This is a genomic window from Pannonibacter sp. Q-1 (assembly GCF_054073275.1).
In genome coordinates this window covers 15,521-41,062 of sequence record NZ_JBSXNB010000012.1, presented here as the reverse complement: position 1 = coordinate 41,062, position 25,542 = coordinate 15,521, and the positions used below count along the sequence as shown (strand labels likewise).

The 25,542-nt window shown below is 64.1% G+C and carries 19 protein-coding genes; 9 read left to right on the top strand and 10 right to left on the bottom strand.

The window, feature by feature from the left end:
* Positions 1–3 precede the first annotated feature (3 nt).
* From ACVNHC_RS23720 to ACVNHC_RS23705, 4 genes are all read right to left on the bottom strand, one after another.
* Positions 4–894 carry a sulfite oxidase heme-binding subunit YedZ gene (locus tag ACVNHC_RS23720; protein WP_457169803.1) on the bottom strand — a complete coding sequence of 297 codons (891 nt, stop codon included), beginning with the start codon at positions 892–894 and terminating at the stop codon, positions 4–6.
* 161 nt (positions 895–1,055) lie between these two features.
* Positions 1,056–1,661, bottom strand: coding sequence for a 3-isopropylmalate dehydratase small subunit (leuD, locus tag ACVNHC_RS23715; RefSeq protein WP_123195458.1), 606 nt, complete (start codon positions 1,659–1,661; stop codon positions 1,056–1,058).
* A gap of 55 nt (positions 1,662–1,716) precedes the next feature.
* Complete coding sequence (gene argC, locus ACVNHC_RS23710; RefSeq protein WP_122522622.1) at positions 1,717–2,667, bottom strand: N-acetyl-gamma-glutamyl-phosphate reductase; 951 nt, start codon at positions 2,665–2,667, stop codon at positions 1,717–1,719.
* A 103-nt stretch (positions 2,668–2,770) separates the two neighbouring features.
* Positions 2,771–3,340 carry a peroxidase-related enzyme gene (locus ACVNHC_RS23705; RefSeq protein ID WP_374630728.1) on the bottom strand — a complete coding sequence of 190 codons (570 nt, stop codon included), beginning with the start codon at positions 3,338–3,340 and terminating at the stop codon, positions 2,771–2,773.
* 86 nt (positions 3,341–3,426) lie between these two features.
* On the opposite strand from ACVNHC_RS23705, the gene ACVNHC_RS23700 reads away from it, so the two are divergent.
* Positions 3,427–8,244: an NAD-glutamate dehydrogenase gene (locus ACVNHC_RS23700; protein ID WP_122522626.1), complete on the top strand. Its 4,818-nt coding sequence runs from the start codon at positions 3,427–3,429 to the stop codon at positions 8,242–8,244.
* Between the two features lie 73 nt (positions 8,245–8,317).
* A complete protein-coding gene (gene gluQRS, locus ACVNHC_RS23695) occupies positions 8,318–9,184 on the top strand; it encodes a tRNA glutamyl-Q(34) synthetase GluQRS (RefSeq protein WP_457169802.1) in 867 nt (288 codons plus the stop codon).
* Between the two features lie 2 nt (positions 9,185–9,186).
* Here gluQRS and ACVNHC_RS23690 read toward each other — a convergent pair whose 3' ends face one another.
* A complete protein-coding gene (locus ACVNHC_RS23690; RefSeq protein WP_457169801.1) occupies positions 9,187–10,152 on the bottom strand; it encodes an AEC family transporter in 966 nt (321 codons plus the stop codon).
* Positions 10,153–10,388: 236 nt separating this feature from the next.
* On the opposite strand from ACVNHC_RS23690, the gene ACVNHC_RS23685 reads away from it, so the two are divergent.
* Positions 10,389–11,534, top strand: a complete 1,146-nt coding sequence (locus tag ACVNHC_RS23685) for a hybrid sensor histidine kinase/response regulator (protein WP_457169800.1) — start codon at positions 10,389–10,391, stop codon at positions 11,532–11,534.
* 272 nt (positions 11,535–11,806) lie between these two features.
* On the opposite strand, the gene acnA is transcribed toward ACVNHC_RS23685, so the two are convergent.
* The gene (gene acnA / locus ACVNHC_RS23680; RefSeq protein WP_457169799.1) at positions 11,807–14,485 is read right to left on the bottom strand and encodes an aconitate hydratase AcnA; all 2,679 of its coding nucleotides are present in this window, start codon (positions 14,483–14,485) and stop codon (positions 11,807–11,809) included.
* Between the two features lie 518 nt (positions 14,486–15,003).
* On the opposite strand from acnA, the gene ACVNHC_RS23675 reads away from it, so the two are divergent.
* From ACVNHC_RS23675 to ACVNHC_RS23650, 6 genes are all read left to right on the top strand, one after another.
* Positions 15,004–17,796 carry a bifunctional aconitate hydratase 2/2-methylisocitrate dehydratase gene (locus ACVNHC_RS23675; protein ID WP_457169798.1) on the top strand — a complete coding sequence of 931 codons (2,793 nt, stop codon included), beginning with the start codon at positions 15,004–15,006 and terminating at the stop codon, positions 17,794–17,796.
* Between the two features lie 507 nt (positions 17,797–18,303).
* Positions 18,304–18,969: a heme ABC exporter ATP-binding protein CcmA gene (ccmA, locus tag ACVNHC_RS23670; protein WP_457169816.1), complete on the top strand. Its 666-nt coding sequence runs from the start codon at positions 18,304–18,306 to the stop codon at positions 18,967–18,969.
* Entirely contained in the window at positions 18,966–19,637 is a 672-nt protein-coding gene (gene ccmB / locus ACVNHC_RS23665) for a heme exporter protein CcmB (protein WP_457169797.1), read from the top strand. The genes ccmA and ccmB overlap by 4 nt, the downstream gene beginning before the upstream one ends.
* A gap of 143 nt (positions 19,638–19,780) precedes the next feature.
* Positions 19,781–20,548 (top strand): heme ABC transporter permease, encoded by a 768-nt coding sequence (locus tag ACVNHC_RS23660; RefSeq protein ID WP_058898484.1) that lies wholly within the window; start codon positions 19,781–19,783, stop codon positions 20,546–20,548.
* A 7-nt stretch (positions 20,549–20,555) separates the two neighbouring features.
* Positions 20,556–20,741 (top strand): heme exporter protein CcmD, encoded by a 186-nt coding sequence (gene ccmD / locus ACVNHC_RS23655; RefSeq protein ID WP_457169796.1) that lies wholly within the window; start codon positions 20,556–20,558, stop codon positions 20,739–20,741.
* Positions 20,738–21,355 (top strand): DsbE family thiol:disulfide interchange protein, encoded by a 618-nt coding sequence (locus ACVNHC_RS23650; RefSeq protein ID WP_457169795.1) that lies wholly within the window; start codon positions 20,738–20,740, stop codon positions 21,353–21,355. The genes ccmD and ACVNHC_RS23650 overlap by 4 nt, the downstream gene beginning before the upstream one ends.
* Before the next feature lie 98 nt (positions 21,356–21,453).
* On the opposite strand, the gene ACVNHC_RS23645 is transcribed toward ACVNHC_RS23650, so the two are convergent.
* Genes ACVNHC_RS23645 through ACVNHC_RS23630 form a run of 4 tightly spaced genes read right to left on the bottom strand, consistent with a single transcriptional unit; the run spans position 21,454 to position 25,525 of the window.
* A complete protein-coding gene (locus ACVNHC_RS23645; protein WP_457169794.1) occupies positions 21,454–22,428 on the bottom strand; it encodes a 2-hydroxyacid dehydrogenase in 975 nt (324 codons plus the stop codon).
* A gap of 44 nt (positions 22,429–22,472) precedes the next feature.
* The gene (locus tag ACVNHC_RS23640; RefSeq protein ID WP_457169793.1) at positions 22,473–23,513 is read right to left on the bottom strand and encodes an L-idonate 5-dehydrogenase; all 1,041 of its coding nucleotides are present in this window, start codon (positions 23,511–23,513) and stop codon (positions 22,473–22,475) included.
* A 16-nt stretch (positions 23,514–23,529) separates the two neighbouring features.
* Positions 23,530–24,291, bottom strand: coding sequence for an SDR family oxidoreductase (locus ACVNHC_RS23635; protein WP_457169792.1), 762 nt, complete (start codon positions 24,289–24,291; stop codon positions 23,530–23,532).
* Between the two features lie 34 nt (positions 24,292–24,325).
* Positions 24,326–25,525 carry a mandelate racemase/muconate lactonizing enzyme family protein gene (locus ACVNHC_RS23630; RefSeq protein WP_050474120.1) on the bottom strand — a complete coding sequence of 400 codons (1,200 nt, stop codon included), beginning with the start codon at positions 25,523–25,525 and terminating at the stop codon, positions 24,326–24,328.
* Positions 25,526–25,542 lie beyond the last annotated feature (17 nt).

Below are 25,542 nucleotides of genomic sequence, written 5' to 3'. Positions count from 1 at the left end.
CTTTCAGTTCCGCCGCCGCACCGGTTGCGGCAGCAGCCTTGTGCTGATCAGCGGCAGCAGCGCGGTCAACAGGCCGGCCAGCACCACCCACCAGGACGGCCGGATCTGCGCGGGCATGGTGAAGAGCTGCCAGTTGAAATTGGCAAGGAACACCCGCTCCGCCGGAACGCCCGTGGCAAGGTGATACCAGAGATATTCGATGCCCGCCGTCCCAAGGCCAGCCAGCAGGGCCAGCCCGGCCAGCAGCAGCGGTGAGGCGAGCGGCAATTTCAGGCGTGCGGCCCCCCGGTAGATCATCACCAGCAGGAACAGCCCCGCCAGCAGGGTGGCCTGGCTCACATCCGATTTGGATTGCAGAAAATAATGAAAGGCGGCCAGCGCAGCCGCCGGATAGACCAGCTTGTGCAGCCTGTGCCAGCGTGGTCCCATGCGGCGGATGGCGCCATCGGTGGAGGTCACTCCCAGCGCCACAAGTGCCGCCAGCGCGGCAAAGCCGATGGTGAGATAGAAGCGCAGCACGATTTCCGATGTGACGCGCCACAGGTCGAGATTTTCACGGATCACATAGAGCGTCAGGTGGGCGAGCCCGTAAGCCAGAGCCGTCAGGCCCAGCATGCGGCGGATGCCTGCCAGCTTGCCCCAGCCGCTGATGCGCCGCAGCGGCGAGACGGCCAGCGTTGCCACGAGAAAGCGCATGGCCCAGTCACCGCTGACAAAGACGAGTTGGCGCGCCGGTTCCGGCTGCACCAGCCCCATGGCGGTGCGGGTGAGATACCAGAGCGCCGGAGCGATGGCGATGAGGAAGACCGCAAGCTTCAGACCCGACAGCCGCCCCTGCCGGTCCGTCCAGGGCAGAAACGCCGCCACCGGGCGGAGGCCTGACACATTGTTCATTTCGTCAATCGCTCCGGAAAATCCTGATGCAGCCTTGTATCTCTTTACGAGGTGTCTGCGTTTCAGGATTTTTCAAGCCTGCGTGAAAGAGGCAGGGTCTGCAAGACAAAAGGCCGCCCTTGCGGACGGCCTTCCGGATCATCTTGCCATGCTGCGGGCGATTATGCCCAGGGGCGGCTTTCGGAGGTGGCGCCTTCGAAACGGTCGATCGACGGGGCCTTTTCCATGGTCAGGCCGATGTCGTCGAGGCCGTTCATCAGGCAGTGCTTGCGGAAGGGGTCGATCTCGAAGGAGATGACGCCGCCATCCGGGCCGCGGATTTCCTGGGCCTCCAGATCCACCGTCAGGGTGGAGTTGGCGCCGCGCGAGGCGTCATCCAGCAGCTTGTCCAGCTCTTCGCGGGTAACGACGACCGGCAGGATGCCGTTCTTGAAGCAGTTGTTGTAGAAGATGTCGGCAAAGCTGGTGGAGATCACGCAGCGGATGCCGAAATCGAGCAGGGCCCAGGGGGCATGCTCACGCGAGGAGCCGCAGCCGAAGTTGTCGCCCGCCACAAGGATCGTCGCACCCTTGTAGGACGGCTTGTTCAGAACGAATTCGGCGTTGTCCGAGCCATCCTCGTTGTAGCGCAGCTCCGAGAACAGCGCGGTGCCGAGGCCGGTGCGCTTGATCGTCTTCAGATACTGCTTCGGGATGATCATGTCGGTGTCGATGTTGATGATCGGCAGGGGCGCCGCAACACCGGTGAGGGAGGTGAACTTCTGCAAGGCGGTCTCTCCAAAGGCTCTCTGAATATGTTGTTGTTCTTGTGCCCTGCCGCGCTCAGGCGGCAAGGCTTTCTGCTGGGTCTGCGCCCAGCATGATGTTGAGGTTCTGGACGGCAGCGCCCGAGGCGCCCTTGCCCAGATTGTCATAGACGGCGATGACCACGGCCTGCGCACGCGCGTCATTGGCGAAGACATAGACGCGCATCATGTTGGTGCCGTTGAGGGCCTGCGGGTTCAGCTCCGACGCCCTGTCGAGCGGCGACAGCGGCGCGACCTCGACAAAACCCTTCACCTGACCGGCAAAGTGATCGGCAATGGCGGCATGCAGCTCAGCGCCGGTGGGCACCTTCGGCAGGCGCGCCAGATTGAGCGGCACGCTGGTGATCATGCCCTTGTAGTAGTTGCCGACCGCCGGAACGAACAGCGGCGCATCGGCAAGGCCCGAATAGGTCTTCATCTCCGGCAGATGCTTGTGGCCAAGCGCCAGCCCATAGGGCAGGAACACGTTGGCCGCATCGCCCTGCGCCTCATAGTCGGCAATCATCGACTTGCCGCCGCCGGAATAGCCGGAGATGCCGTTGACCGTGACGGGGAAATCCGCCGGAACGAGCCCGGCGGCCACCAGCGGACGCAGCGCGGCAATGACGCCCTGCGGCCAGCAGCCGGGATTGGTGACAAAGCGGGCGGCGGCAATCGCCGCGCTCTGGCCCTTGTCCATCTCGGCAAAGCCGTAGGTCCAGCCATCCGCCACGCGATAGGCGGTGGAGGCGTCGATGACGCGGGTGGTGCCGTTGGTGATCAGCGACACGCTTTCCTTCGCTGCATCGTCGGGCAGGCAGAGGATGGCGACATCGGCGCTGTTCAGCATGTCCGCGCGGGCGGACATGTCCTTGCGCTGTTCCGGGGCGATGGACAGCAGCTCGATGTCGCGGCGTACAGCGAGACGCTCGCGGATCTGCAGACCCGTCGTGCCGGCTTCGCCATCAATGAAAATCCGCGCCACCATTGCGCCCGCTCCCTCATTTGCAAGGACAGAAGAATGGAGCGGGTTTTACACACATTCCGCCAGCCTGTCACGGGCAAGCGGGGCTTGGCCGCTGTCGGCGTTCTCAACGGGCCATTGAGTGATACTCATCATTCGGCCGCATCTCGGTGGCTGCCGCCATGCGGTTCGACATGTTGTAGAAGGCGGCAAGGGCGGCAATGTCCCAGATGTCCCGGTCGGTAAAGCCCGCATCTCTCAGCACCTGCCGGTCGGCTTCCACCACTTCGGCGGGGCGTTCGGTCAGATGCACGGCGAAGTCCAGCATGGCTCGCTGCTTTGCCGTCAGATCCGCAACCCGGTAATTCATCACCAGCATGTCGCCGAGCACCGGATCGCCGGAGAGCTGGCGTACGGCGGCGCCATGGGCAGCCAGGCAATAGAAGCAGCGGTTCACGCTCGACACGGCCACGGCAATCATCTCCCGCTCCAGCTTGGAGAGGCTTGAGGGGCCCAGCATCAGATCGTTATACATGTCGGTGAAGGCGCGCAATTTTGTGTCGTTGAAGGCGTAGGCGCGCAGCACATTTGGAATAAATCCTATTTTTTCCTCACACTTTGCAAAGTATCCCTGCGTCGCTTCGCTCAACTCGCCCTCGACCGGCAAATTTAGCGCCATTACATCTTTGTTCGTCATTTTAGTGAATCCTCCCGAATGCCATTTTTTAAGCGGCATTGGCAGCCTAGCATGCCGCCGCTGATTCGCGGGTCAGGAGGACAGAGATGGCGCAAGCACGGGAAATCCAGAAGGCAAAGCTCATTGAAGAGGTGAGCAAAATTCTGACGTCAAAGGCGGAGACGGCAGGGGCCGGCCTCGCGGATTTTGCCGCTGAACTTTATCAGCAGGGTGCTGCAGAAGATCTTGTCGCCTACTCGGCGGACGAGCTGGCCGCTTTCGCGCGTGCCACGTTCCAGGACTTCAGGTCCCACCCGAGGGGCACCAGCCGGATCAGCGTGACGAACCCGTCCTTCAAGACCAAGGGCAAGATGGCCGGTGAGGTGACGGTCATCGAACTGGTCAATGATAACATGCCCTTCCTGGTGGATTCGGTCATGGCCGAGCTGCATGACAGCAAGCTGACCGTCCATCTGGTGCTGCACCCGATCTACAACGTGGAGCGCGGCGCGCAGGGCGAGCTCGTGTCTTTCAGCGGCCACAAGGGCGGCGCCGCGCGGGAGGACCATCAGGAAAGCGTGATCCATATCCACGTCAGCCGCATCGTCAATGAGGAGGCCCGCGCCGGGCTGGAGCAGCGCCTGACACGCATCATGGATGACGTGCGCGCCGCTGTTGCCGACTGGAAGGCCATGCGCAAGCGCCTGACCAAGGCGGTGAACACCTACAAGACCGCGCAGGCCGACGGCTCCAGCAACGAGCTGTGGGAAGCGATCCAGTTCCTTGAATGGATGGCCGATGACAATTTCATCTTCCTCGGCATGCGCGAATATACCTTTGACGGCGGCGCGGGCGAGGGCGAGCTGACGCCGATCGACAGCACCGGCCTCGGGCTTCTGGCCGATCCGGACATGCGCGTCCTGCGCCGCGGTGGTGAATTCGTGCAGATCACCCCGGAGATCCGCGAGTTCCTGATGCGCCCGGACCCGCTGATCATCGCCAAGGCCAATGTGAAGAGCCGTGTGCACCGGCGCGTCTACATGGACTATGTCGGCACCAAGATGTTTGACGCCGCCGGCAAGATGACCGGAGAGCTGCGCATCGTCGGCCTGTTTGCCTCCACCGCCTATAACGAGCCGACGGGCACGATCCCCTTCCTGCGGCGCAAGGTCAGCAGCGTTCTGGCCAAGGCGGGCTTTGATTCCGACAGCCACTCGGGCCGCGCCCTCACCAACGTGATGGAAACCTTCCCGCGGGACGAGCTGTTCCAGATCGATCACGAAACGCTTTACGACTTCGCCATGGCGATCCTGCAGCTGGATGAGCGCCCGCGCATCCGCGTGCTGGCCCGGCCGGAGAAGTTCGACCGTTACGTCTCGATCCTCTGCTACGTGCCGCGTGACCGCTACACCACGGAAGTGCGCCTCAACATCGGCACCTATTTTGCCCATGTCTTCGATGGCCACCTGTCCGCCTGGTATGTGACCTATCCGGAAGGCCCGATGGCGCGGGTGCATTTTATCATCGGCCGCTCCAGCGGCAAGACGCCTTCGGTGGCGCAGGACGAGCTGGAAAAGGCCGTTGCCTCCATCATCCGCACCTGGCCGGACGGGCTGATGGATGCCTTCAAGGAACACTTCAGCCCGGAAGTGGCCGAGCGCCTGTCGGACCGCTATGCGCTCGCCTTCCACGGCGGCTACAAGGAAGTCTACAACGCGGAAAATGCGCTGGCGGACGTGCAGAAGATCGAAAGCCTGTCGGAGGGCCGCCAGGCGACGATCACCTTCTTCCGCAGCTCCGGCGCGCCGGATACGCGCCTGTCGCTGAAGGTGTTCCATCTGGAAGCTCCGATCCCGCTGTCGGCCCGCGTGCCGCTGCTGGAAAACATGGGCTTCAAGGTCATCAACGAGCGTACCTACCGGATCACACCGGCCGGCATGCCCTTCTGCTACCTGCATGAAATGACGCTGGAAGCGGCCAAGGGCGGCAGCATCGAGCTTTCGGCCGATCTGAAGGGCCGTCTCGAAGCCCTGTTCATGGCCGTGTGGCTGGGGCAGGCGGAAAGCGACGGCTACAACGCGCTGGTGCTGACGGCCGGCCTCGGCTGGCGCGACATCGCCATGGTGCGCGCCCTGTCGAAATACCTGCGGCAGGTGGGGATCCGTTATTCCGAAGACTACATGTGGACCACGCTCAACAACTACCCGGCCATTGCCGCCAAGCTGGTCGAGCTGTTCCATGTGCGCTTCAATCCGGCGCTCAGCGAGGCAGACCGCACGCTCAATGCGGCGCGGATCGAAAACGAGCTGTCGTCCGAGTTCGACGCGGTCGTCAGCCTGGACGATGACCGCATCCTGCGGCGTTTCCAGAATGTCATCGACGCGATCCTGCGCACCAACTTCTTCCAGCTGGATGCGGATGGGAAGCCGAAGCCGACCTTCGCCTTCAAGATCGATTCCCGCCGCATCGACGACATGCCGCAGCCCAAGCCCTTCCGGGAAATCTCGGTCTACAGCCCCCGTGTCGAGGGCGTGCATCTGCGCTTCGGCAAGGTGGCGCGCGGCGGCCTGCGCTGGTCCGACCGGCCGCAGGATTTCCGCACCGAAGTGCTGGGCCTTGTGAAGGCGCAGCAGGTGAAGAATGCGGTGATCGTGCCGGTTGGCTCCAAGGGCGGCTTCGTGCCCAAGCGCCTGCCTGTGGGCGGTGACCGCGAGGCGGTGTTCGCCGAAGGCACGGAAGCCTACAAGATCTTCGTCAGCTCGCTGCTGGACGTGACCGACAACCTCAAGGGTGACCAGATCCTGCCGCCGCTGGAAGTGGTGCGCCATGATGAGGATGATCCCTATCTGGTGGTGGCCGCCGACAAGGGCACGGCAACCTTCTCCGACACGGCCAACGGCATTTCGACGAGCCGGGATTTCTGGCTGGGCGATGCCTTCGCCTCGGGCGGTTCGGCCGGCTATGACCACAAGAAGATGGGCATCACCGCACGCGGCGCCTGGGAAGCGGTGAAGCGCCACTTCCGCGAAATGAACCGCGACATCCAGAGCGAGCCCTTCACCGTGGCGGGTGTGGGCGACATGTCGGGCGACGTCTTCGGCAACGGCATGCTGCTGTCGAAGGAAATCCGGCTGGTGGCGGCCTTCGATCACCGCGACATCTTCATTGATCCCACGCCGGATGCGGCCTCGAGCTTTGCCGAGCGCAAGCGCCTGTTCGACATGGGCCGCTCGTCCTGGGCGGACTATGACAAGAGCCTGATTTCCGCCGGGGGCGGCGTGTTCTCGCGCCAGCTGAAGTCCATTCCGCTCAGCGAGGAAGCCCAGCAGCTGCTTGGTATTCCGCGGGCCAAGGCCACGCCGCAGGAGGTGATGACCGCCATCCTGAAGCTCAACGTTGATCTGATGTGGTTCGGCGGCATCGGCACCTATATCCGCGCCAGCACGGAAACGGATGCGGATGCGGGCGACAAGGCCAACGACGCCATCCGCGTCACCGCGCGCGAGATCCGGGCCAAGGTCATCGGCGAGGGCGCAAACCTCGGCATGACCCAGCGCGCCCGGATCGAGTTCGGCCGCCGGGGCGGGCGCTCCAACTCGGACGCCATCGACAATTCCGCCGGCGTGAATTCGTCGGACATGGAAGTGAACATCAAGATCGCGCTGGGCGCGGCCGTCCAGTCGGGCAAGCTCGACATTCCCGCCCGCAACGTGCTTCTGGCGCAGATGACGGACGAGGTGGCGGAGCTGGTGCTGCGCAACAACTACCTGCAGTCCCTCGCCATCTCCATGACGGAGCAGCGCGGGCTGGAGGACTTCGGCTATCAGGGCCGCATGATGCGCCAGCTGGAGCAGGCGGGCCATCTCGACCGGCAGGTCGAGTTCCTGCCCGATGATGCAGCGCTGGCCGAGCTGGAAAAAGCCGGGCTGTTCCTCACCCGCGCCGAGCTTGGCGTGCTGCTGGCCTATGCCAAGATCACGCTCTATGACGCGCTGCTGGAAAGCGGCGTGCCGGATGACGATTATCTGGCGCGCGAACTTTTCCGCTACTTCCCGGACCAGATGGCGGACGCCTATGCCGAGGAAATCCGGGGCCACAGGCTGCGGCGGGAAATCATCGCCACGATGCTGGCCAACTCCATGGTCAACCGCTGCGGGCCGACCTTCATCACCCGCATCGCCGACCAGACGGGCGCCAGCGCCGCCGAGATTGCCTGCGGTTTCGTTGCCGTGCGCAACAGCTACGGCCTGACGGAGCTCAACGAGGAAATCGACGCGCTCGACACCAGGATCGACGGCAAGGTGCAGCTCGATCTTTATGCCGAGGTGCAGAACATGTTCCTGGATCAGGTCGTCTGGTTCCGCCGCCATGTCTCCTTCAAGGACGGTATTGCGGCGGTGGTAGAGCGGTTCCGGGCCGGGATTGACGCGATGCGGCCGCATCTTGAGAAGGCCGTCACGCCCGCACAGGCAGCGCTTCTGGCCGCCGCGGTGGAGGAGAACGTGTCCAAGGGTGTGCCGGAGCCGCTGGCCCGCCGCATCACCTGGCTGCCGGTGGAAGCAACCATTCCGGATATCGTGCTCATCGCCGGTGACACGGGTGCGGAACTGGATGCGGCAGCCTCCACCTTCTTCGAGGTGGCGGCGCATTTCGGTATTGCCGAAATGGCTATCCGGGCACGAAACCTGGTGGTCGCGGATTATTACGACGGGCTGGCGCTCGACCGGGCCCTGGCGACCCTCTCCGATGCGCACCGCCAGCTGACGGCGGCAGCGCTGAGGGCCGGTGGCTTTGCCCATTGGCTGGCCGGGCATGAGGCCATCGTTGCCCGCACCACCCGCTCGGTGGGCGAGATTCTGGAAGGCACGATCAGCGTTTCCAAGTTCTCGGTCGCTGCAAGCCTGCTCGCGGAAATCGCGCGCTAAGCTAAACTTCGCCGGTTCGGGCTATCTGCCCGGACCGGCTTTTCCCGGTTCGGCATCCCTGCCATAACGCGTCATGACCGCCGTTTTCCGCTTCGCGCCTTCCCCCAACGGTTATCTGCATCTGGGGCACGCCCTGTCGGCGCTGCTCAACCGGCAGCTTGCGCAAGCGGCGGGCGGGCGGATGCTGCTGCGGATCGAGGACATCGACACCGCCCGCTGCACGCCCGCACTGGAAGCGGCGATGCTGGAGGATCTCCACTGGATCGGCTTTGCCTACGAAGAGCCGCCGCGCCGCCAGTCCGGGCATTTCGGCGAATATGCCGCAGCTCTTGCCCGGCTGCAGGGGATGGGGCTGATCTATGAGGCCTATCTGACCCGTGCCGAGATCCGGGGCTTCGTTGCAGAGACGGAGGCGCAGGGAAAACCCTGGCCGCGGGATCCGGACGGGGCGCCGCTCTATCCCGGCGATGCAGCCTTGCTGGATGAGGCGGAGATTGCCCGCCGCCGGGCATCCGGCGCGCCCTTTGCCCTCCGGCTCGACATGCGCAAGGCGGTGAGCCTTCTGACCAAGCCGCTGTTCTGGCAGGAAGAAGGGCAGGAAGGGCAGGGCCGCACGGTTGCGGCTGATCCGGCTGCCTGGGGCGATGTCATCCTTGCCCGCAAGGACACGCCGACGAGCTATCACCTTTCCGTCACGCTGGATGATGCCCTGCAAGGGGTGACGCATGTGGTGCGGGGGCAGGATCTGTTCCACGCCACTGCCGTGCACCGGCTGCTGCAGGTTTTGCTCGGCCTGCCGGAGCCGCGCTATCACCATCACCGGCTGATCCTGGGGGCGGACGGGCGCAAATTGTCGAAATCGGAAGGACATACGGCCCTGCGGGAATTGCGCGCTGCCGGGTGGACGGTGGCAGATGTGCGCCGCCGGATCGGCATCTGAAGTCAGATTAGCCCCAGCATGTCCAGCGCCAGCACCCACAGCCCGCAGGTGACGACGGCTGCGGCGGTGGTGAGGGTGATGGAATTGGCCGACATGGCGTGCCCCGTGCCGTAACGGGTGGCGAAGATGTAGACATTGACGCCGGTCGGGCAGGCGGCCGTCAGCGTCATGGCCGCTGTCCAGACCGGCGGCAGGGCAAAGACATAGGCACAGAGCACCAGCACGATGGCGGGCATCACCAGGACCTTCAGCACACTCAGGATGATGCCGGGGGCCAGATTGCCGCGGATGCCATAGAGCACCATGCTCATGCCCAGCGAGAACAGGGCGACGGGCAGGGCGGTGGAGGAGAGCCGGTTGATCACATCCGCCGGGATGCCCGTGAGCGGCAGGGAGAACACCCGCCACACCAGCGAGGCGAGGATGGCGATGACGATCGGGTTCGACATCAGACTGGCCAGGATCTTTTTCAGAAGTACCGGGAGTGACTGGGACCCGCCTGCGCCATCGGCGGCGGCCGCCCGCTCCATCAGCACGGCGATGACGATGGTCATCACCGGCAGATGCACGGAAATCAGCAGCACCAGCGGCAGCAGGCCATCCGGGCCCAGTACGGAAGACACAAGCGGAATGCCGACCATGACGGTGTTGGCAAAGGCGGCGGAAACGCCGGCTATCACGCCGGCGCGCGAATCACGGGCGAAAATCTTGCGCACGATCAGCGTGGCGATGGCCCAGGTGAGGGCAACGCCGCTGAAATAGGCGGCCCACAGCGCCCAGGGAAAGCCGTGATCCATCGAGACCGTTGCCAGCGTCTTGAAGATGAGCGAGGGAATCGCCACCACGAAGACGAACTGGCCGAGCCCTTCGCCCACGGACTGGGACAGCAGGCCCGTGCGTGCTGCCAGATAGCCGAGCCCGACAAGCACGAAAACGGGGACAACGATGGTCAGGATCTGCTCGAACATGGCGGGTTCCAGAATGCATCCGGGACGGATTTCAGAGCGGCGCGCAGCAGAGGGCTGCGGACAAGGCAGGACGGCGGGTGCACGGCGCATGGACCAGCCCAGGGCACCGTGACACAATGGGATGATACAGCGCGATTCAGGCGGGCGGCGCAGCCGCATCACAAGCACAACTGTAGAAGAGGCACGGCTTGCCGGTCAACCGGAAGCCCTTATGAAGCTGGCAGCAGGGGAACAGCATGACGGGTAAGGAGAAGGGCAGTCCGGAAAGCCAGCGGCTCGCCCTGATGGCCCATGACCTGCGCACGCCGCTCAATGCCATGCGGCTGACGGCGGAGCTGATCGGCATGGAGCCGCTGAGCCCCCTGCAGCAGGTACGCCTGGCAACGCTCATTGCTGCCATCGATGGCCTCGCAGACATGACCGCCGGAGTGCTGAACGAGGGCCGCGCGGCAGCCGGTCTTGCACCCTTGCCAAAGGCTGCGCAGGCCGAGCCGGAAGGTGCAGATGCCGGGCGGATGGTGCTGGAAATCGCCGGTCTGTTCGAGCCTCTAGCCAAGGCCAAAGGCCTGCCTCTTGCCGTCAGCGTGCCGGAGACGCCGCTTTTCTGTCCGCCGGAGCTGCAGCTGGCCCTGCGCCGTGCGGCAACCGTGCTCCTCGACAATGCCATCCGCTACACCCCGCGCGGGCAGGTGCGGGCGGTGCTGCGTGAGGAGGCGGGTACCCTTTTGCTGGAGATCACCGACACGGGGCCGGGGATCGGCGTCATGGAGCGCCGCCGCCTGTTCCGCCCTTTCACGCGCGGCACGGCCGGCCGTGCCGGGGATGGCAGCAGCTCGGGCCTTGGCCTTTGGGGGGCTGCGGAGGTGGTGAAGGCAGCTGGCGGGCGGCTGGATCTGGACGATGCGCCGGGCGGCGGCTGCCGTTTCTCCGTGCATCTGCCGCTGCCGGGCGGGAGCGGGACGCCGGAGGGCGGCACTGCCCAGCCGGGGCCGCATGTGCTGATCGTCGATGACAACGAAACCAACCGGCGCCTGCTGGCCGCGCTGCTGGAATCCTTTGCCATGACCAGTGATGCGGCCGGCACCGGCCAGCAGGCCGTGAACATGGCGGCAGCAACCGCCTATGACGGGGTGCTGCTGGATCTGCACATGCCCGGCATGGACGGCATCGAAACCGCCGCCGCCCTGCGCCTCGGGCCGGATGGCGCGCGTCTGCCGCTGATCGCCGTAACGGCCGCGCTGGAATCGGTGGGCGACCGCAAGCTGCGGCAGGCCGGGTTCGATGACGTGCTGCCCAAGCCCATCTCCCCCTCGCAGCTCTACCAGACCCTCAACCTCGCCCGCACCCGCCATAAGCTGCGGCTGGAGGAGAGGGCGGGGTAGGGGGGAGTGGTACCATTTCTCTCCTTCGTCATCCCGGCCAAGCGAAGCGCGAGCCGGGACCGGTGAGCCGGGGTGCAAGTTGGCTTGGCTGGCGGGTTGAGCCTTTCACCGCATAAGGTGTTCGCATCCAAGTTTGCGTTCGAACCGGTAGGCCTCGACTCACCGGTACCGGATCTCCGCTTCGCTGCGTCCGGTATGACGATGGAGGGGCGGCGCAAAGATAAGGGCCGCCCCATGCGGAGCGGCCCTTTCCGTTTTGCGTTTAAAAATGGTCAGCTGCGCACGAGGTTGCGCAGGACGTAGTGCAGGATGCCGCCGGCCTTGATGTATTCCAGCTCGTCCAGCGTATCGACACGGCACAGGCACTCGATGTTTTTCACCGTGCCGTCCTCGTAGGTCACTTCCACGTTCATCATCTGGCGCGGGGTGATGTCTGCGATGCCCTTGATCGTCACCCGCTCCTTGCCGGTGATGCCATGGGACTGCCAGCTCTCGCCCTCCTTGAAGGTCAGCGGAATGACTCCCATGCCGACAAGATTGGAGCGGTGGATGCGCTCGAAGGACTGGGCGATGACGGCGCGCACGCCGAGCAGTGTGGTGCCCTTGGCGGCCCAGTCACGGGACGAGCCGGTGCCATATTCCTTGCCCGCGAAGATCACCAGCGGGATGCCGGCTTCCTGATATTCCATGCAGGCGTCATAGATCCACTTCTGCTGGCCGTCCTTCATGGTGACGCCGCCTTCCACGCCCGGAACCATCTGGTTCTTGATGCGGATGTTGGCGAAGGTGCCGCGCATCATCACCTGGTGATTGCCGCGCCGTGCGCCGTAGGAGTTGAAGTCGGTAACGGCAACCTGATGCTCGGACAGATAGGTGCCTGCCGGACTGCTGGCCTTGATGTTGCCGGCCGGGGAGATGTGGTCGGTGGTGATGGAATCGAGGAACAGGCCCATCACGGCGGCGCCCTCGATATCCGTCAGGGGCTTGGGCTCCATGGTCATGCCCTCGAAATAGGGCGGATTGGCCACGTAGGTGGAGGAGACCGGCCACTTGTAGGTCATGCCGCCTTCCACCTTGATTGCCTGCCAGTGCTCGTCGCCCTTGAACACGTCCGAATAGCGCTTGCGGAACATGTCATCGTCGATCGAGGAACGGATGATCTGGGTGATTTCTTCCGTCGAGGGCCAGATGTCCTTGAGGTAGACCGGCTTGCCGTCCTGATCCTCGCCCAGCGGGTCCGTGGCAACATTGACGTTCATGTTGCCCGCGATGGCATAGGCGACGACCAGCGGCGGCGAGGCCAGATAGTTGGCGCGCACATCCGGGTTGACACGGCCCTCGAAGTTGCGGTTGCCCGAGAGCACGGCGCTGACGACGAGGTCATTGTCGGAGATCGCCTTCGACAGTTCCGGCGCCAGCGGCCCGGAGTTGCCGATGCAGGTGGTGCAGCCATAGCCGGCGAGGGTGAAGCCGAGGGCGTCGAGATCGTCCTGAAGCCCGGCCTTGAGGAGGTAATCCGTCACCACCTGCGAGCCGGGTGCCAGCGAGGTCTTCACCCAGGGCTTGACCTTGAGGCCCTTTCTGCGGGCGTTGCGGGCGACGAGGCCCGCGCCGATCAGCACGCTCGGGTTCGAGGTGTTGGTGCAGGAGGTGATGGCGGCGATGACCACATCGCCATGACCAAGGTCATGGCTGCGGCCTTCGACGGGCACGCGGCGCGACAGCTCGTCCGCCTTCTTGAACTCGTCGGCCATGGTCTTGGCAAAGCCTGCGGCGACGGCATCGAGGTTGATGCGGTCCTGCGGGCGCTTGGGGCCGGAGAGAGCGGGCACGACGGTGGAGATGTCGAGTTCCAGCGTATCGGTGAAGACCGGATCGGGGGAAGCTGCATCGCGGAACATGCCCTGTGCCTTCGAATAGGCCTCGACAAGAGCAACGCGCTGCGGATCGCGGCCGGTGGCCTTCAGATAGGCAAGGGTCTCGCGGTCGACGGGGAAGAAGCCGCAGGTCGCGCCATATTCCGGGGCCATGTTGGCGATGGTGGCGGCATCCTCAAGGCTGAGGTTGTCGAGGCCGGGGCCGTAGAATTCCACGAACTTGCCGACCACGCCCTTCTTGCGCAGCATCTCGGTGACACGCAGCACAAGGTCGGTCGCGGTGATGCCGTCATTGAGCTTGCCGGTCAGCTTGAAGCCGATGACTTCCGGGATCAGCATGGAAATCGGCTGGCCGAGCATGGCCGCTTCCGCCTCGATGCCGCCGACGCCCCAGCCGAGGACCGCAAGGCCGTTGACCATGGTGGTGTGGGAATCGGTGCCCACCAGCGTGTCCGGATAGGCGATGGTTTCGCCGTTCTCTTCCCTGATCCAGACGGTCTGGGCCAGATATTCGAGGTTCACCTGATGGCAGATGCCGGTGCCGGGCGGCACGGCGCGGAAATTGTCGAAGGCCGACTGGCCCCAGCGCAGGAATTCATAGCGCTCGCCGTTGCGCTGGTATTCCAGCTCCACGTTCTTCGAGAAGGCATCCTTTGTGCCGAAATAGTCGATCATCACCGAGTGGTCGATGACGAGATCCACCGGCACCAGCGGGTTGATCTTCTTCGGATCACCGCCGAGCTTCACCGCTGCATCGCGCATGGCGGCAAGATCGACCACGGCCGGAACGCCGGTGAAGTCCTGCATCAGCACGCGGGCCGGGCGGTAGGAGATTTCGTGTTCGGAGGTGCGGGTGACGAGCCACTTGGCCACCGCGCGGATGTCATCAGCGGTCACCGTGCGGTTGTCTTCAAAGCGCAGCAGGTTCTCCAGCACCACCTTCAGCGAATTCGGCAGGCGGGAGACGCCTTCAAGGCCGTTCTTCTCGGCGTCCGGAATGGAGAAATAGGTGTAGGTCTGGCCGTTGACTTCAAGGGTTTTCCTGGACTTGAAGCTGTCGAGGGATTGGGTCACGTCGAGCACTCTCCTCTCAAGACCGGGCGCGGCGAGGGGGATGGTGCCTGCCCGGAGGATTAAAGATCTCTGGTCCCGGCCGCTGCCGGATCTGACTGGCCTCTTGCCGGGCCTCGCCTTTGGTGCCGCACAGTCCCCGCCGCTGCCCGCAGGCGGGCAGGCCGGAGGCTGCTGTATGCTGCCCCTATAGCCGGTTTTGGCTTTTGCGGCGAGTCATGCCCGCAGCATCTGCAACTGGAACCGGTCTGCAGGCGTTGTTTCAACCTTTTGGGCCGGCCTTCGGGACGCCTCGCAGTGAAAGGCTTTGACATCAGATATTGGGTTTATTTTTCAAAGGGCAACAGGGGTCAAGGACAAAGGCCCGCATTCAGTTTATGGGTGATGGAAAGCGCTTGAATGACATTGCATACTATTGTATACCGCGCTGAAAAATAACACTCAGCCCGCTTGCCCCGGCCCGCCAGAAGTGACCGCGATCCGGAGGTTGGCACTGACCAACAAGGGATTCCGGGATCACCATGAGCCTTTACACCGACTATCTCGCCGAGATCGAAGCCCGCAAGGGTCAGGGCCTTCACCCCAAGCCGATCGAGGATGCCGCGCTCCTCGCCGAAGTGATTGCCAATATCAAGGACACGGGCAGCGCGCATCGCGCCGATTCGCTGCAGTTCTTCATCTACAACACCATTCCCGGCACGACGAGCGCCGCTGGCGAAAAGTCCCGGTTCCTGAAGGAGATCATCCTGGGAACCGAGGTGGTGCCGGAAATCTCCCGCGCCTTCGCCTTCGAGCTGCTGTCCCACATGAAGGGTGGCCCGTCCATCGCGGTGCTTCTGGATCTGGCGCTGGGCGAAGATGCCTCCATCGCCCGTGACGCTGCCGAAGTTCTGAAGACCCAGGTCTTCCTCTATGCCGCCGACACCGACCGTCTGAAGGCCGCCTTCGAGGCCGGCAATCCGGTCGCCAAGGACATTCTGGAGAGCTACGTCAAGGCCGAGTTCTTCACCAAGCTTCCCGAGGTCGAGGAAGAGATCAAGGTCGTCACCTATATTGCCGCAGAAGGCGATATCTCCACCGACCTGCTGTCGCCGGGCAACCAGGCGCATTCGCGCTCGGACCGCGAGCTGCACGGCAAGTGCATGATCTCCGAAGCCGCCCAGGCCGAGATCCGCGCCCTGCAGGCGCAGCATCCGGACAAGCGCGTCATGATGATCGCCGAAAAGGGCACGATGGGCGTCGGCTCCTCCCGCATGTCGGGCGTCAACAACGTGGCGCTGTGGACCGGCAAGCAGGCGAGCCCCTACGTTCCCTTCGTCAACATTGCCCCGATCGTGGCCGGCACCAACGGCATCTCGCCGATCTTCCTGACCACCGTCGACGTGACGGGCGGCATCGGCGTCGACCTGAAGAACTGGGTCAAGAAGCTGGATGACGAGGGCAAGCCGGTCATCGACAACGCCGGCAACCCGATTCTGGTGCAGAAGTACTCGGTCGACACCGGCACCGTGCTGAAGATCAACAGCAAGGCCAAGAAGCTCTACAGCGAAGACGGCAAGGAAGAGCTGGCCGATCTGTCCGCCTCCTTCCGTCCGCAGAAGATGGAATCCATGCGTGCCGGTGGCTCCTATGCCATCGTTTTCGGCAAGAAGCTGCAGACCTTTGCGGCCGAAACGCTGGGCGTTGAAGCGCCGCTGGTGTTCTCTCCGGCCAAGGAAGTCTCCCATCCGGGCCAGGGCCTGACGGCGGTGGAGAAGATCTTCAACCGCAATGCGGTTGGCGTTGCGCCGGGCAAGGTGCTGCATGCCGGTTCCGACGTGCGCGTGCGCGTCAACATCGTCGGCTCGCAGGACACCACCGGTCTGATGACCGCGCAGGAACTGGAAGCGATGGCGGCCACCGTCATTTCGCCGCTGGTGGACGGCGCCTATCAGTCCGGCTGCCACACGGCTTCGGTCTGGGATCTGAAGGCACAGGCCAACATCCCGAAACTGATGAGCTTCATGCACAAGTTCGGCCTGATCACCGGCCGTGACCCGAAGGGCGTCTATCACTCCATGACGGACGTGATCCACAAGGTGCTGAACGACATCACCGTGGATGACTGGGACATCATCATCGGCGGCGACAGCCACACCCGCATGTCCAAGGGCGTCGCCTTCGGCGCTGACTCGGGCACCGTGGCGCTGGCTCTTGCCACCGGCGAAGCCACCATGCCGATCCCCGATTCCGTCAAGGTGACCTTCAAGGGCTCCATGAAGGATCACGTCGACTTCCGCGATGTGGTGCATGCCACCCAGGCCCAGATGCTGAGCCAGTTCGGCGACAACGTCTTCCAGGGCCGCGTCATCGAAGTGCATATCGGCACGCTGCTGGCCGATCAGGCCTTCACCTTCACCGACTGGACCGCAGAAATGAAGGCCAAGGCCTCCATCTGCATCTCCGATGACGAGACGCTGATCGGCTCGCTGGAACTGGCCAAGTCGCGCATCCAGGTGATGATCGACAAGGGCATGGACAATGACGCCCAGGTTCTGAAGGGCCTGATCGCCAAGGCCGACAAGCGCATCGCCGAAATCCGCTCCGGCGAAAAGCCGGCGCTGGCTCCGGACGAGAACGCCAAGTACTTCGCCGAAGTCGTTGTCGATCTCGACCAGATCGATGAGCCGATGATCGCCGACCCGGATGTCAACAACCCGGATGTGTCCAAGCGCTACACCCACGATGCCATCCGCCCCGTGTCCTATTACGGGGGGGAGAAGAAGGTCGATCTGGGCTTCGTCGGTTCCTGCATGGTGCACAAGGGCGACATCAAGATCGTCGCGCAGATGCTGAAGAACCTCGAAAAGGTGCATGGCACCGTCGAGTTCAAGGCTCCGCTCGTGGTGGCAGCCCCGACCTACAACATCATCGACGAGCTGAAGGCCGAAGGCGACTGGGAAGTGCTGCAGAAGTACTCCGGCTTCGAATTCGACGACAGCGCGCCGAAGAGCAAGGCCCGTACCCAGTACGAAAACATCCTTTATCTGGAGCGTCCGGGCTGCAACCTCTGCATGGGCAACCAGGAAAAGGCCGAGAAGGGTGACACGGTTCTGGCCACCTCCACCCGCCTGTTCCAGGGCCGCGTGGTGGAAGACAGCACCGAGAAGAAGGGTGAATCCCTGCTCGCCTCCACCCCCGTGGTGGTGCTCGCCGCCGTTCTGGGCCGCACGCCCAATGTGGACGAGTACAAGCAGGCCGTGGAAGGGATTGACCTGACCAAGTTCTCCCCGCCGGTCGAAAAGCTGGCAACGGCGCGCTCGGTTCACTTCTGAGCCGCCAGAGGCATCTGAGCCTCTGATGGCCTGACTTTCAGCGGCCGCCCGTCCGGTGAGGATCCTATCGGATCTGACCCGGACGGGCGGCCGTTGTGTTTTTCGTGAGAGTTTCCGACTCTTTCCTTCTTTTGGCACGTGCACGAAACAGGCTGCAACTTGCCCCGATTTCAGCTGGGAAAGGCACCCGCATTTGGTCGCAGCGCCCCTCTCCCCCCTTGAGGGGGAGATGTCTGCGTCAGCAGACAGAGGGGGGTGGCAGTGCCTCAGTACGGCTGGAACTCTCCTATAAACGGATGATCCGCTACCCCCCTCTGCCCCCTGCCGGGGGCATCTCCCCCTCAAGGGGGGAGAGGAACTGGGGCCGGACTTATGGTTCCCATGTAAACACGGCCTGCGAGAGTTGAGGGTGATGAATGATGCAGACCGCCTCTACGCAGTTCTAGCTGCTTGCCATCGTCCGGGGGGCATCCTAACAAGGACCGGAATGAAGCGCGGAGCTGTCCCCTGAAACTGATTGCCGACAAACTTGCCGTGGACCGGGGCGGGCGCCGGGTGTTTGCCGGGTTGGGCTTTGAGCTTGAGGCGGGCCGGGCGCTGGTCATCACCGGGGCCAATGGTGTCGGCAAGTCGACACTGCTGCGCACACTGGCGGGCCTTGTGCCGGTGAGCGAGGGCAAGCTGACGCTGGAAGGCGGCGCCAGCGAGCGCAGCCTTGCCGAACACGCGCATTATTTCGGCCATGAAAGCGCGGTGAAGCGCGCCCTGAGCGTGCTGGAAAACCTTGAGTTCTGGCGCAGTTTCATGGCCCCGGCCCGGCCGGAGGGCTTTGACGGCGAGGTGCTGCAGCCGCTGGATATTCTGGACAGACTCGGCATCGGCCATACGGCGAACCTGCCCGCGGCCTATCTGTCGGCGGGCCAGACCCGGCGGCTGGCGCTGGCGCGGCTGTTCGTGACGCCGCGCCCCATCTGGCTGATGGATGAGCCGACCTCGGCCCTCGACAAGGCCTCCGAAGCGCAGCTTCTCGGTTTCATGAACGCGCATCTGGCCGCAGGCGGTCAGATCATCACCGCCACCCACTCCGAACTTGCGCTGCATCCCGCCGATGCGCTGCATCTGGCTGCGCCAGAGCAGGGAGATGAGGTTGAAGATGAGGGAGATGAGGCATGAACGGCTGGTTCCTTGCCCTCGTTGCCCGCGAATTCCGCCTGGCCATCCGGGTTGGCGGCGGGGCGCTGATCGGCGTGCTGTTCTTTCTGGCCGTGGTCACGGTCATTCCCTTTGGCGTCGGGCCCGATCTCAATCTCCTGTCCCGCATCGGCCCGGCGATCCTGTGGATCGGGGCGCTGCTGTCGGCGCTGTTGGGGCTCGACCGGCTGTTTCAGGCCGACCGGGATGACGGTTCGCTCGATCTGATGCTGATGGCCGGCCAGCCGCTGGAACTGGTGGTGTTGGGCAAGTGCCTTGCCCATTGGGTGGCGACCGGCCTGCCGCTGGTGCTGGCTGCGCCCGTGCTGGCCGTTTTCCTCAATCTCGGGCCGGTGGCCATGGGGGCGGTGACGCTGACGCTGCTGGTTGGCACTCCCGCTCTGACGCTGATCGGGGCAATCGGCGCGGCGCTGACCGTGTCGCTGCGCCGGGGCGGGCTGCTGCTCGCGGTGCTGGTGGTGCCGCTGACGATCCCGGTGCTGATCTTCGGCGTGAGCGCGGCGGATGCTGCCGTGAATGACCCGGTGCCCTTCATGACGCCCTTCCTCATTCTCTGCGCGCTGACGCTGTTCTCCGCCGTTCTCGGGCCGGTGGCGGCTGCGGCCGCGCTGCGCTTTGCGGCGGATTGAACCCGTCAGGGCATGACGCTTTCGTGATTGCGGTCAGATGGGGGCTTGACCCAGCGCAAGGCAATGCGAAAACCCTTGAGGCATAGAGAGCGGACCTGCGGCCTTGCATTGCAGCGGCGGGTGAGAGGGATTAGAACCATTCCATGGCACTTGTTGATCTGGCGAACCCGACCCGTTTCATGAGCCTTGCCCGGGCCATCCTGCCCTGGGCAACGGGCCTGTGTGTGCTGCTGTTTGCCATCGGGCTCTACATGACCTTCTTCGTGGCGCCGGAGGATTACCAGCAGGGCGACACGGTGCGGATCATGTATATCCACGTACCGGCCGCCTGGCTGTCGATGATGTGCTATTCGGTCATGGCCCTGTCTTCTCTTGGCACGCTGGTGTGGAAGCATCCGCTGGCCGATGTCTCGGCCAAGGCGGCAGCGCCGCTGGGGGCTGCCTTCACCTTCATGGCGCTGATCACCGGTTCGCTCTGGGGTAAGCCCATGTGGGGCACCTATTGGGTGTGGGATGCGCGCCTGACCTCGGTTCTGGTGCTTTTCATCATGTATCTGGGCCTCATGGCCCTGTGGCGGACGATGGATGACCCGATCCGGGCGGGCAAGGCGGCGGCCGTGCTGACGCTGGCCGGGGTCATCAACCTGCCCATCATCAAATTCTCCGTCGACTGGTGGAACACGCTGCATCAGCCGGCCAGCGTCATCCGCATGGACGGGCCGACGATCCACCCGGATCTGCTATGGCCCCTGATGGTGATGGCGGCGGCCTTCACGCTGTTGTTCCTGGTGCTGCATGCCCATGCGATGATCAACGAAATCCTGCGGCGGCGGGTGCGGGCGCTGCGCATGCGGGCTGCCGCCGTGCGCCCGGCGGGCGCCAGCGCCGCAACCCCTGTCGCGGCAGAGTGAGGTGAGCATGGCTGCCTTCGACCTTGGCCCCCACGCGGGCTTCATCATTGCCTCCTTCGCCATTTGCCTTGGCGTCGTGCTCGGCCTGACCGGCTGGGTGTGGCTGGACCGGCGGCGGCTGAATGCGGATCTCAGGGCGCTGGAGGCGCAAGGGGTGCGCCGCCGCACGGCAGCAGGGACGCAGGGCCAATGAGCGCGCCGGACCAGTCTTCCACCGCCAAGCCGGATGCAGGCGCGCGCCGCCGCATTCCCGTTTTCGCACTGCTGCCGCTGGTGATCTTCGCCGCGCTGGCGGTGCTGTTCCTGTTCCAGATGTTCTTCGGGCGCGATCCGTCCGAACTGCCTTCGGCCCTGCTCAACAAGCCTGCCCCCCGCATGGAGCTTCCTGCGGTGGAAGGCCTGATGGACAAGGGCGTGCCCGTGCCCGGCATCGCGGCGGCTGATCTGGATGGCGGCGTGTCCGTGGTCAATGTCTTCGCCTCCTGGTGCGTGCCCTGCCGTCAGGAGCATCCGGTGCTGGAGGAAATGGCGAAGGACGGCCGCTTCCGCATGTATGGGATCAACTACAAGGATCAGCCCGAAAACGCCCGCCGCTTCCTCGGCGCGCTCGGCAACCCTTACGACAAGGTGGGCGCCGATGCCGGTGGCCGCGCGGCCATCGAATGGGGCGTCTATGGTGTGCCGGAGACCTATGTGGTCGATGGCAAGGGCGTGATCCGCTACAAGTTCATCGGCCCGCTTTCGCCCGAAAGCTACGAACGCGTGTTCCTGCCGCAGCTGGAACGGGTTCTGGCCGGCGGCAGCTGATTTCAGGGTTCTGATTACAAGAACGCCGCCCGCTGCCGGTTAGCAGGGGCGGCGTTGGTGTGTCCGCGGCGGGGAACGCAGGTTCTGCTGCCTCTGTCTCACCGTATAGGGATGGTGTTTTCCAGCGGCTTGCCTGCGGTCAGCCGGTTGATGTTGTCTGCCATGGCCACGCGGCGGCGGTTGACCGTGCCATGGGTCCAGCCGGACATGTGCGGCGTCATCACCACGTTAGCCAGCTCATGGAACGGATAGGCAGAGGGGTGTGGATTGGGCGTGCTGCCGTCCGGATAGACATACCATGTGTCGATGATGGCGCCGCCAATTCGCCGTTCCGCGAGGGCGTCATAGAGAGCCTTTTCGTCAATGACCGGGCCGCGCCCGACGTTGACGATCACTCCCTCCGGCCGCATCGCGCCGATGACGGACGCGTCGACCAGACCCGCCGTCTGCGGTGTGAAGGGCAGGGTGTTGACGATCACATCCGCCGCGCCTGCAAACTCAGCCAAGGCGGACAGGGGATAGTGGCGGTCGAACAGGTCCGTGTCCTGCGGTGTGGACCGGTTGGCGACGATGACCTCCATGCCGAAAGCCTTGGCGCGGGCGGCAATCGTCTTGCCGATGTGGCCGAAGCCGATCAGGCCGATGGTCTGATCGCCGAGCTCGGTGCGCAGCGCATCTGTCCCGCCGGAGCGGTAGGCCCAGTCCCCCTTGCGCAAACGCTGGTCCGCATCGGCCAGCGGCACATGGCGCAGCAGCAGGGCAGCCATTACATATTCCGCGATGGCCGCATCGTGACCGAAGCAATTGCACAGGGCCGCGCCTTCCGGAATATGGCTCAGATCGATGCCGTCATAGCCTGCGCCCGGCAGCTGATAGAGCTTCAGCGATGCCGGAACCGGCATGTCCGCCGTCAGTTGCACACCGATGATCACATCGGCAGAGGCATAAGCCTGCCGGTCCTGCTCTGCGGCCAGAGAATCCGGCAGCTGGATGATCTCATGCGTTTCAGAGAGTAAATTGGTAAAGCCCGGGACGAAGCTGCAGGCATTCTGGCCGTGGAACACGATTTTCATGGGAAGGGTCCATTCTGGGCGGATAGGCAGTGGCAAGGGGCTGGTCAGTTGTTGAAAGCCAGTTGCACTTTCATCGACTGACTGCGGTCGGAGGCCAGTCTGAAGGCGGCATCGGCCTCTCCGGCGGGAAGTGTTGCGGAAATCAGCGGGGACAGATCGACCGCGCCGCTGGAGATGAGCTGCACGGCCCAGGCAAATTCCGCATCAAAGCGGAAGCTGCCCTTGAGGATGACTTCCTTGGCCACAACGAGGTTGAGCGGCAGCGGGATATCGCCGCCAAGGCCCACGGCGATGAGGGTTCCACCGGGACGGACAACCTCCAGCGCCGTGGCCAGCGCCCGGGCGCTGCCGGAGCATTCGAACACCACATCGAACAGGCCCTTGCGCTCGGCAAATGGGGCGAGAGCCTCCGGTGCTTCGGCAAGGTTCAAGGTCCGGCTGGCGCCAAGACTTGCGGCAATGGCGAGCGGGGCACCGGCAAGGTCCGCAGCCGTGATTTCTGCCGCTCCGGCATGCCTTGCGGCGGCAATCACCAGATTGCCGATCGGGCCGCAGCCGGAGACGAGCACGGATTTGCCGAGGAGCGATCCGGCGCCTGCGACCGCATGCAGGCAGACGGCAAACGGTTCGGCACAGGCGGCAAGGCCGGGGTCGAGCGCTGCCGGAACCTTGAAGACCTGCTCTACCGGCAGCGTCACTTCATCGCGAAAAAGCCCCTGCATATGCGGGAAGCGCATGGCGCTGCCGAAGAACCGCATGTCGAGGCACTGGTTGCGCTGATCCCTCAGGCAGAAGTGGCAATGCCCGCAAGGCATGCTGGGATTGACCGCCACCTGATCACCCGCCGCCACGCAGGTAATCCCGCTGCCTGTCTCCACGATGCGCCCGGCAACCTCGTGGCCGAGGATCATCGGTTCCTTCAGCCGGACCGTTCCGAACCCGGCATGGTGATAATAATGCAGGTCGGAGCCGCAGATGCCGCCCCGGGTGATCTGCACCCGAACTTCGCCCGGTCCAGGCCTTGCTGCGGCAGGCCGCTCCTCGATGCGAAGGTCATGGGGCTGATGAGCGACGATAGCGCGCATGATGATTTTCCTGGCTCTAGAGGACCGAGATCATGCCGCCATCGACATAGATGATCTGGCCGCTGACGTAGTTGGAAGCAGCAGACGCCAGATAGACGGCGGTGCCGGCCAGCTCCTCGGGCTTGCCCCAGCGGCGGGCCGGGGTGCGGCCCTTCACCCAGCCGTCGAATTGCGGGTTGTTGATCAGGGCCTCGTTCATGTCGGTGAGCATGTAGCCCGGGCCGATGGCATTGACCTGAATGCCGTGTTCGGCCCATTCCGCCGTCATGGCGCGGGTCAGCATCTTGATGCCGCCCTTGGCCACCGTGTAGGGGGCAACGGTTGCCCGGGCCAGCTCGCTGGTCAGCGAGCCAATGTTGATGATCTTGCCGCTCTTGCGCGTGATCATGCGTTTTGCCGCTTCCCGGCCCACCACGAAGGCGCTGGTGAGGTTGGTGTCCATCACCTTCTGCCATTCCGCCGTGGAGAGCTCGACGATCGGCTTGCGCAGCTGGATGCCGGCATTGTTGACGAGAATGTCTATCGCAATCCCGTCCCGGTCGAAGGGCTCGAAGGCAGCGGTGACGGCTGCCTCATCCGTGACATCGAATGCGGCCGTGCGGACAGAGTGCCCGGCGGCCCGCAGCGTTTCGGCGGTGGCCTCAAGGCGGCCCGTATCGACGCCGTTCAGGATCAGCGAAGCGCCGGCCTGCGCGAGGCCGGTTGCGATGGCGAGCCCGAGGCCGCGGGAAGAGCCGGTGACGAGGGCTGTACGCCCGGTCAGGTCAAAAAGGGTCATGGCAGGTTCCGTGTTGCAACGCTGGCAGTCAGGCTCAGAGGACCGAGGTGCGGCCGCTCAGATCCGGGCGGTTGAAGAAGGAGGGCAGCAGCTCGACGCCAAGCCCTGGTCCTTCCATCGGATAGACATAGCCGTTTTCGATTTTCGGCACGGCGGTGACGAGCTCGTTGTACCAGCCGCGGTAGAAGGCGCGCACGGACTCCTGAATGAGCGTGTTGGGCTGGCTGAAGGACATGTGAATGGCCGCCGCGAAGCCAACCGGGCCGATGCAGTCATGCGGGGCGAAGGGGCGGTGCCAGGTTTCGGCCAGTGCCGCGATCTTGCGGCCTTCCGTCAGGCCGCCCGTCCAGCACAGATCCACCATGACCACGTGAGTGGCGTTCTGGTCGAGCATGTCCTTGTAGGGCCAGCGTGAGCCGAGGGTCTCGCTGGCGCAGGTCCAGACATCCGTCGAGGCGGCAAACTCGCCGAGCGCCTGGGCCGAGTTCATCCGGATCGGGTCTTCGTACCAGGTCGGGGAATAGGGCTCGAGCGCCTTGGCGATCTTCTTGGCGGTGGGCAGGTTCCACAGCGAATGGAACTCGACCATGATCTCCATCTTGTCGCCAACGGCCTTGCGGATCTTCTCGAAGGGCTCGATGGCGGTTTTCATCTGTTCGGCGGTGATGTACTGGCCGCGGGTTTCCTGGGCATGGGGATCGAACGGCCAGATCTTCATGGCGGTGATGCCCTGTTCCAGCAGGTTCTCCGCCAGGGCGTCCGCCCGGGTCATGAAGCCGACGAGATCCTCATAGGGGCCTTCGTCATCGCCAAGGTTCCAGTTGGAGACCGGCTTGATGTTGTTGGTCCGCACATAGCGGTAGCCGGCGCAGGTGTTGTAGACACGGATCTTGTCCCAGCACTGCCCGCCCAGCATCTGGTGCACCGGCAGGCCGCAGACCTTGCCGAAGATGTCCCACAGGGCAATGTCGATGGCGGAGGCTGCCCGGTATTCGGCGCCGGTCGAGGACTGGGCCATCGGCAGCGACACCATTTCCTTGTGCAGGGCTTCGATGTGCAGCGGGTTTTTGCCGAGCAGGCGGCCGGCCAGGGTGTCGTGAATATGGGCTTCGACGGCACCCGCGCCATAGAAGGTTTCACCCAGGCCGGTGATGCCCGCATCCGTTTCGACATGAACCCACAGGACGTTGGCAAACTCTTCGAGGCGGTATGTCTTGATTGCAGTTATTTTCATCGGAAAGCTCCGGAGCA

Excerpts from the sequence above, each read along its gene's own strand:
- ACVNHC_RS23720 (WP_457169803.1), bottom strand. The coding sequence starts at position 894 with ATGAACAATGTGTCAGGCCTCCGCCCGGTGGCGGCGTTTCTGCCCTGG.
- argC (WP_122522622.1), bottom strand. The coding sequence starts at position 2,667 with ATGGTGGCGCGGATTTTCATTGATGGCGAAGCCGGCACGACGGGTCTG.
- ACVNHC_RS23705 (WP_374630728.1), bottom strand. The coding sequence starts at position 3,340 with ATGACGAACAAAGATGTAATGGCGCTAAATTTGCCGGTCGAGGGCGAG.
- ACVNHC_RS23700 (WP_122522626.1), top strand. The coding sequence starts at position 3,427 with ATGGCGCAAGCACGGGAAATCCAGAAGGCAAAGCTCATTGAAGAGGTG.
- gluQRS (WP_457169802.1), top strand. The coding sequence starts at position 8,318 with ATGACCGCCGTTTTCCGCTTCGCGCCTTCCCCCAACGGTTATCTGCAT.
- ACVNHC_RS23690 (WP_457169801.1), bottom strand. The coding sequence starts at position 10,152 with ATGTTCGAGCAGATCCTGACCATCGTTGTCCCCGTTTTCGTGCTTGTC.
- ACVNHC_RS23685 (WP_457169800.1), top strand. The coding sequence starts at position 10,389 with ATGACGGGTAAGGAGAAGGGCAGTCCGGAAAGCCAGCGGCTCGCCCTG.
- ACVNHC_RS23675 (WP_457169798.1), top strand. The coding sequence starts at position 15,004 with ATGAGCCTTTACACCGACTATCTCGCCGAGATCGAAGCCCGCAAGGGT.
- ccmB (WP_457169797.1), top strand. The coding sequence starts at position 18,966 with ATGAACGGCTGGTTCCTTGCCCTCGTTGCCCGCGAATTCCGCCTGGCC.
- ACVNHC_RS23660 (WP_058898484.1), top strand. The coding sequence starts at position 19,781 with ATGGCACTTGTTGATCTGGCGAACCCGACCCGTTTCATGAGCCTTGCC.
- ccmD (WP_457169796.1), top strand. The coding sequence starts at position 20,556 with ATGGCTGCCTTCGACCTTGGCCCCCACGCGGGCTTCATCATTGCCTCC.
- ACVNHC_RS23650 (WP_457169795.1), top strand. The coding sequence starts at position 20,738 with ATGAGCGCGCCGGACCAGTCTTCCACCGCCAAGCCGGATGCAGGCGCG.
- ACVNHC_RS23645 (WP_457169794.1), bottom strand. The coding sequence starts at position 22,428 with ATGAAAATCGTGTTCCACGGCCAGAATGCCTGCAGCTTCGTCCCGGGC.
- ACVNHC_RS23640 (WP_457169793.1), bottom strand. The coding sequence starts at position 23,513 with ATGCGCGCTATCGTCGCTCATCAGCCCCATGACCTTCGCATCGAGGAG.
- ACVNHC_RS23635 (WP_457169792.1), bottom strand. The coding sequence starts at position 24,291 with ATGACCCTTTTTGACCTGACCGGGCGTACAGCCCTCGTCACCGGCTCT.
- ACVNHC_RS23630 (WP_050474120.1), bottom strand. The coding sequence starts at position 25,525 with ATGAAAATAACTGCAATCAAGACATACCGCCTCGAAGAGTTTGCCAAC.